A 6,867-nucleotide genomic window follows, 5' to 3' on the forward strand; every position below is an offset into this window, starting at 1 on the left:
CTTGTCTAGACCGTCGGCTGCGGCGAGTTCGAGAAAACGGAATTGGGTGCTCGGAGGCTCCGTGCTTGCGACACGCGTGAGCGGTATTCATCTCCGCCACTTGCTCCTTTAGCACCGAGAGGATCTCCTCGCTCGAGCGGCTGATATGGCGGCAAACTGCGGCTCGCACGAATCATCCTTTTATCGGCTTCGCCGCGCATCGCAAGCGCGCATTTATGGGAAATAATTTGGATTGCCACGCCCATTAAATGTGGCAAATCTGATCGTGGTCGATTACAAATAAATGCGCTTCAATGACGCTCAGGGGGAGCCGCAGTCCGTGACGCTCGTGATCACTACATGTACGAACCGAAAGCGAAAGGCCGTGCCTGGCCGGTTCTACATGGGCGCCCTTGCGCGCTCCCCCCTGGCTGGCGTGGCGGCGGACTGGGGCAACCGGCTTCGGGAAACCGCTGTGCAGTTTCCGGCTGCGGAGATTTATGGAGGCCGAGGGTTCCAGGAAGCTATGGCGGCCGCAGCATTGCTCGACGCACGCCTGATGATTGTGTCGGCGGGCTTGGGCTTGATTGATGCGTCGACCTGCGTTCCGCCCTATGCCTGTACCATATTGCACAACGCTCCTGACGGGGTCGCCGGGCGAGTGAGCGATGGCTTTACCGCACCTGGGTGGTGGGCAGCGCTTGCCAATGCCTCACCATTTTCTCTCACGCTGCGGTCAGTGGCCGAGAGCAAGGGCGGGCTGATCCTGGCGGCGCTCTCCGACGCTTATATCAACATGATCTCCGAAGACCTGCTGGCGCTTCCACAGGCAACACTCGAGCGCCTTAGGCTCTTCACACGCGCGCCGGCTGAGCGTGTACCGGAAGGAATACGGCCGCTGATCATGCCCTACGATGATCGCCTCGACGGCCCGGACAGCGAGATCCAGGGAACGTTGAGCGACTTTGCCAGCAGGGCAGTCCACCATTTCGCGAAAACGGTGACAGTTGCTCAAGATGGTCGCTCCGCATCCGAGCATGCTGCTGCGGTGTCGACCTCGCTCGATGGCTGGCGGCTACCGACAAAGGTCGAGCGTGTCCGCTACGATGATGAGACGATGCTCGAATTGATCCGGTCCCACTGGGACGATCCTCGCGGCCGATCGCTCCGGCGTTTCCGTGATGAATTCAATGTGGCGTGTGAGCAGGGTCGCTTTCGGTCACTGTCTGACTTCGTTCGGGCAGAAAGAGCATGAGCAATCGTGAATATCTCAAAGTTCGCGCTGTGCGGGCGGAGCAGGGCGAAGGAACCGGGGTCTACGCCTTCTTTCTTTATGGCGCTGACATCCACCGGATTGCGGACATCAGCCGTGTTCGTCGGGAGGACGGCGAGTTGAAAGGATTTCAGCGCCGTGAGATCCGCGATCACGTGAAGGACATCACGAGTTTCCTTGACAGCGGTCCCGTGCTGTTTCCGAACGCGATCATCCTCGCCCTCTCCGATGAGGTCGACTTCGCTTCGGCCCGCGGCCGCTCCCCGGGCAATATGTGCGAAGTCGGCGATGCCGGCACGCTGTCGATCCCACTTTACCCCGAAGGCGCCCGCGCCGCGTGGATTGTCGACGGCCAGCAGCGGTCTCTTGCCCTCGCTGAGGCCAAAAACAAGCAGATTGCTGTTCCCGTGATCGGCTTCATCTCTGACGAAGTATCCACGCAGCGGGAGCAATTCATCTTGGTCAACAAGTCGAAAAAGCTGCCGACCGGCCTCATCGACGAACTTCTGCCTGAGGTCAGTGTCAAACTGCCGCGAAACCTTGCTACTCGGCAGCTTCCCAGCGAACTCTGTACCCTTTTGAACAACGATCCGAAATCGCCTTTCCATGGCCTGATCAGGCGCGAGTCCGACCCGAAGAACGGGACTGGCATGGTGAGCGACAACGCCCTGATCGAAACGATGAAGGCCAGCCTTAAAACTACGGCCGGCGCTTTGGGTCAGTTCAAACATAATGGCGAGGGCAGCGACACCGCCGCCATGTACGATGCGCTCGTAACCTACTGGTCTGCTGTCCGAAAAACCTTCCCGGACGCGTGGGGCAAATCTCCCAAGGACAGCCGACTGATGCACTCGGTGGGTATCCGAGCGATGGGAGCGCTCATGGATACGATTATGCTCCGAGCAGACGGGGCGGCCAACAAGGCGTCGGTGATCATGGAGAGCCTTTCGCGACTGGCCCCCCATTGTCGCTGGACCGAAGGGCAATGGCAGGGCCTCGGCCTAGCTTGGAACGAACTTCAATCCACACCACAGCACATCAATAAGCTGAGTGAGCATCTCATTCGAATTGAGCGCGAGCAGGCTCGGGTGTCGGCATGAAGTTCATTTTCGCCGATAGTTTAGACTATGTCGATCCCGCGTTCGACTTCATTGCGGATCGAAGCCCCGCCGACCGTCAGCCCTATTGGGATGATGCATATCCTCATGAGATACTCGGATACGCGCCCTATGATGGAGTCCTTGTGTCACGCGGGATCATCGGAGATCACCGCGTAAAGGGGAAATACACCGCCAGCCAAGCGCGTCGCTTTCATCTTGTTGGCGCCCGCAAGTTTCTTCGGCTCGACACGCCCCAATTCGCGAAGCTAGACATTTTCGGCGATTGCGGAGCCTTCACCTATGTTGAAGAAGAACGGCCGCCATACACGCCGGCAGAGATGGCTGAGTTCTATGACGAGTGCGGGTTTACGCACGGATGTTCTGTCGACCACATCATTTTCGATTTTAACCCCGCCCTGACCGGTCTAGCCGGCGGTACTGACGATGCGAAGAACCGCTTCGAGATCACGCTAGAGAACGCAGACGGGTTTCGCCGCGAAGCTCTTGCAATGGGCGCGTCGTTCACGCCCATGGGCGTTGTTCAGGGCTGGTCACCGGGAAGCATGGCTGAGGCGGCGCGCCGGCTGGTCGCGATGGGATACACCTACCTTGCGATTGGCGGGATGGTCCCGCTTAAATCACCGGAGATCACGCTCTGTCTCCAGGCTATCCGTGATGCGATACCAGCGGCGACCCGATTGCACATCCTCGGCTTCGCTAAGGCCGACGATATCGATGGTTTTCACGGCTATGACATCGCCAGTTTCGACACGACTTCGCCGCTGATCCGCGCATTCAAAGACGCCAAGCAAAATTACTATCTTCCGGGCGAGGGGCTGGCACTTCGCTATTTCACTTCAATCCGGGTCCCGCAGGCGATTGAAAATCCCAAGTTGCAACGCGGGGTCAAGAAAGGGAGCTTCCGTGCGGAGGAATTGGTGCGGCTTGAGGCCCTTGCGCTGAATTCACTGCGGGCTTTCGATCGGGGCGAAGCGGATCTGGACGAAACACTCCACAATGTTCTCGTCTACAGCGCCCCTTTGGTCGAAGAGAAGCCATACGAGGACTGCAAAAGCAGCGTAGCGCTGGCAAAGCTTGCCGAGCGTTATCGCATCACCCTCACTGAGCAGCCTTGGAAGCAGTGTGCCTGCAAAATCTGCCGCGATGCCGCGATTGATGTGATCATCTTTCGCGGCAGCAATCGGAACAAACGCCGCGGGATCCACAATCTCGTAGTCTACCACGACCATATCGAAAAATTGGATTTGAAGCGTGCCGTTGAACGAACCGATCACCTATCTCAGCGTCTGTGCGGAGCAGAGCGATGAGCACACTGTCCTTAGTTTCGCGGCTCGGGCTGCCGACGTGCTACGCTTCGCGTCGATCGAACGCATCGGTCGGGATGCCCAAGGCGAACTCAGGGGCTTCCAACGACCCCAGGTCGCTGCACACATCCGCGAAATCCGCGACTATCTTGAAAAGCCGAACGCGGTTCTGCCTAACCCCATCGTCGTAGCATTTACGGATCGGGTCGAGATGCAGGACCTTGGTGATGGCCTTGTCAGGCTCTCGATCGACATGAGTTCCGGCATACCTGGTCTCGTTGTCGATGGGCAGCAGCGGCTCTCGGCGCTCGCCGAGATTGACCGCGACTTCCAGATTTTTGTTTCAGCTCTCATATGCCGAGATGAGGCCGAGTTGCGGCGCCAGTTCGTGCTGATTAACAACACAAAACCCCTCCCAAAATCCTTAATCTATGAGTTGCTTCCGACTGTGAGTGACTTGCCTCCCCGGCTCAGTCGACGCTCGACGGCTGCGGACATTACCGCGCGGCTGAACTTCGAGAACACCGCCCTACGAGGCTACATCAAGCAGCACACCGCGCCGGAAGGTATGATCACCGATACGGTCATGCAGAAGATCATAATGGAATCGCTGACGAACGGCGTGATGCGGGAACTCATTCGAGGGCCAAAAGGTGCGACACGGTGCGTGCGGCTTGTCTCCAACTTTTTCGATGCCGTGAAGAAGACCTTCCCGGACGCTTGGCACGGCCACAAGCCAGCGAGTTCCAGGCTCCTTCACGGCGCCGGCATCGAGGCTCTAGGTGACGTCATGGAGGTTCTGGCGCAGCGGAGCCACGCGCGCAGCGCCGAAGATTTTCGGGAAGGGATGGAGTGTCTTAAGGGCAAGACAGCCTGGACTGCCGGTGAGTGGAACTTCGATGGCGAGGTTCGCCGATGGAACTCGTTGCAGAACGTCAATCGCGACGTTGCATTGCTCAAGCACCATCTCGTCGGGGTAGTGAAATCTAACCAGCGACAACAGCGAAAAGCAGCACCGGCGCCGCTGCTTGAACCGGTAGAGGGGACATCATGACTTACGCTGTCAAAGAGGTCTTTAAGACACTACAGGGGGAAGGCGCCCAGATGGGCAGAGCGGCCGTCTTCTGCCGGTTTGCGGGTTGCAACCTATGGTCCGGCCGGGAAGTCGACCGTGCCACGTCAGTCTGCACATTTTGCGACACTGATTTCGTGGGTATGGATGGAACTGGTGGCGGTCGGTTCTCCGATGCTGATGCTTTGGCCGACGCGATAGAAGCGGAGTGGGGTAGCGCGATGGTTCGCCGCTATGTTGTGCTTACCGGAGGCGAACCGCTGCTCCAGGTTGATCAAGCCCTCATCGAAGCGCTTCACGCGCGTCACTTTGAGATCGGCGTCGAGACTAACGGAACCCAGCCTGCGCCAGACGGGCTCGACTGGATTTGTGTCAGCCCAAAAGCCGATGCCCAACTCGTGCAGGCGGCGGGGCATGAACTCAAACTGGTGTACCCGCAGCGCCAGGCGATGCCTGACCGCTTCGAGCATCTCGCCTTTGACCACTTCTTTCTTCAGCCGATGGACTCGCCGGAGGCTGCCGCCAACCTCGCGGCGGCCATCACTTACTGTACCGAAAACCCGCGGTGGCGGCTTTCACTCCAGTCACACAAGATGATCGGGATACGCTGATGTTTGAGATAAGTAAGCAATTTCGATTTGATGCGGCCCATACCCTCGACCGGGTGATTGACACAGAATCGAGCCGGCGGATCCATGGCCATAGTTATCGCGCGGAGGTGACGGTGCGGGGACGGCCTGATCCAGTGACGGGTATGGTGGTCGACCTCGGTCTTCTGCAGCGTTCGATGGAGGAGGCGCGCGACGGTCTCGACCACCGCTTTCTCGACGAGGTCAACGATCTTGGCCCCGCAACAATGGAGAATCTGAGCCGCTGGATTTGGGATCGCCTCTCCCCTGTCGTCGGCAATCTCCACAAGGTCAGCGTCTATCGGGACAGCGGCGCCGAGTCCTGCTCCTACTGGGGCGGGGATGTCGCGGCATGAACGGAGAAGGCCACGCTCTCGTTCTCTTCTCAGGGGGGCAGGACAGCGCGACCTGCCTGGCTTGGGCGCTGGATCGGTTTGACGCTGTCGAAACGATCGGATTTGACTACGGTCAACGCCATCGGGTTGAACTTGAAGTCCGCGAACTGCTCCGCGACGGCATCAGGAGGTCGTTTCCGGCGTGGGCGGCCAAGCTGAAGGACGATCATATGATCGACCTCGCTGTCCTGGGCCAAATAAGCGAAACTGCCCTGACGACCGGGGTCGAGATCGCGATGGCCGACAGCGGACTACCAAACACCTTCGTTCCCGGCCGCAATCTCCTGTTCCTGACCTTTGCGGCCACCATCGCCTATCGCCGAGGCATCAAACATCTTGTTACTGGAGTCTGCGAGACTGATTACTCGGGCTATCCCGATTGTCGGGACGATACGATCAAAGCGCTTCAGATCGCACTCAATCTCGGTATGGAACGACGGTTTGTGCTGCACACGCCGCTCATGTGGATAGACAAGGCGGCGACGTGGAAACTTGCTGGCGAGTTAGGGGGGGCGGATCTGGTAGACCTAATTCGAACCGAGTCTCACAGCTGTTACATCGGCGATCGTCAAACCCTAAACGATTGGGGCTATGGCTGCGGCGGGTGCCCAGCCTGTGAACTACGCCGTGCTGGCTGGCACAAGTTTGCAGGCAACACGGACGCTTAACCTCGATTTTTGGTTGGCACTTCAGCCACTCCCATTAAAGTACCTTCAAGAGCGAACGTAAGAAGATTCGCTCGCGGAGGGTCGAGAAGCTGTTCAGGGGGATGTTGGTCGGACTGCCCGGGCACAGAGGTGTCGGGAAACTGGAAGCGGCGGCCGAAGGGCGCTGCACCATTTCTGTTTTCCATTCGCTTCAGCGCACGCAGTCGATCGAATGTGCCGCCTCCGAGATCGAGCGCGCCTTTTTGAGCCCGCAAACTCGGGCTTATGTCCGCGAAAATGACCGCATGCGCGTCGGGCGGGTCACCGGTTATGATCTGCATCATGAGAACGGCGTCGTCACCTACGAGGTCCGCTTTCCAAATGGCAAACAGCGCGACGTCAGCGAAGTCGACATCTTCGTCCGCCCCTGGAATGCTCCAGAGGACC

At 58.7% G+C, this 6,867-nt stretch carries 8 protein-coding genes; all 8 read left to right on the top strand.

Features of this window, described 5'->3' with window-relative positions; all coding sequences use genetic code 11:
• Positions 1–319: 319 nt before the first annotated feature.
• On the top strand, positions 320–1,234 hold the full coding sequence (locus AC1DVA_RS25740; protein WP_476807759.1) for a hypothetical protein: 915 nt from the start codon (positions 320–322) through the stop codon (positions 1,232–1,234).
• Positions 1,231–2,352: a DGQHR domain-containing protein DpdB gene (dbpB, locus tag AC1DVA_RS25745; protein ID WP_265050392.1), complete on the top strand. Its 1,122-nt coding sequence runs from the start codon at positions 1,231–1,233 to the stop codon at positions 2,350–2,352. The genes AC1DVA_RS25740 and dbpB (AC1DVA_RS25745) overlap by 4 nt, the downstream gene beginning before the upstream one ends.
• A complete protein-coding gene (gene dpdA, locus AC1DVA_RS25750; protein WP_476807760.1) occupies positions 2,349–3,680 on the top strand; it encodes a tRNA-guanine transglycosylase DpdA in 1,332 nt (443 codons plus the stop codon). Before dbpB (AC1DVA_RS25745) ends, dpdA begins: the two co-directional genes overlap by 4 nt.
• Positions 3,631–4,731 carry a DGQHR domain-containing protein DpdB gene (gene dbpB / locus AC1DVA_RS25755; RefSeq protein WP_265050390.1) on the top strand — a complete coding sequence of 367 codons (1,101 nt, stop codon included), beginning with the start codon at positions 3,631–3,633 and terminating at the stop codon, positions 4,729–4,731. Before dpdA ends, dbpB (AC1DVA_RS25755) begins: the two co-directional genes overlap by 50 nt.
• Complete coding sequence (queE, locus tag AC1DVA_RS25760; protein WP_265050389.1) at positions 4,728–5,360, top strand: 7-carboxy-7-deazaguanine synthase; 633 nt, start codon at positions 4,728–4,730, stop codon at positions 5,358–5,360. The genes dbpB (AC1DVA_RS25755) and queE overlap by 4 nt, the downstream gene beginning before the upstream one ends.
• Positions 5,360–5,734, top strand: a complete 375-nt coding sequence (locus AC1DVA_RS25765) for a 6-carboxytetrahydropterin synthase (protein ID WP_265050388.1) — start codon at positions 5,360–5,362, stop codon at positions 5,732–5,734. Before queE ends, AC1DVA_RS25765 begins: the two co-directional genes overlap by 1 nt.
• Entirely contained in the window at positions 5,731–6,441 is a 711-nt protein-coding gene (gene queC / locus AC1DVA_RS25770; protein WP_265050387.1) for a 7-cyano-7-deazaguanine synthase QueC, read from the top strand. The genes AC1DVA_RS25765 and queC overlap by 4 nt, the downstream gene beginning before the upstream one ends.
• Positions 6,442–6,542: 101 nt before the next feature.
• A partial coding sequence (locus AC1DVA_RS25775; protein ID WP_476807761.1) for a hypothetical protein occupies positions 6,543–6,867 on the top strand: 325 nt, incomplete at its 3' end.

The organism is Allobosea sp. P4_C6, assembly GCF_056402015.1.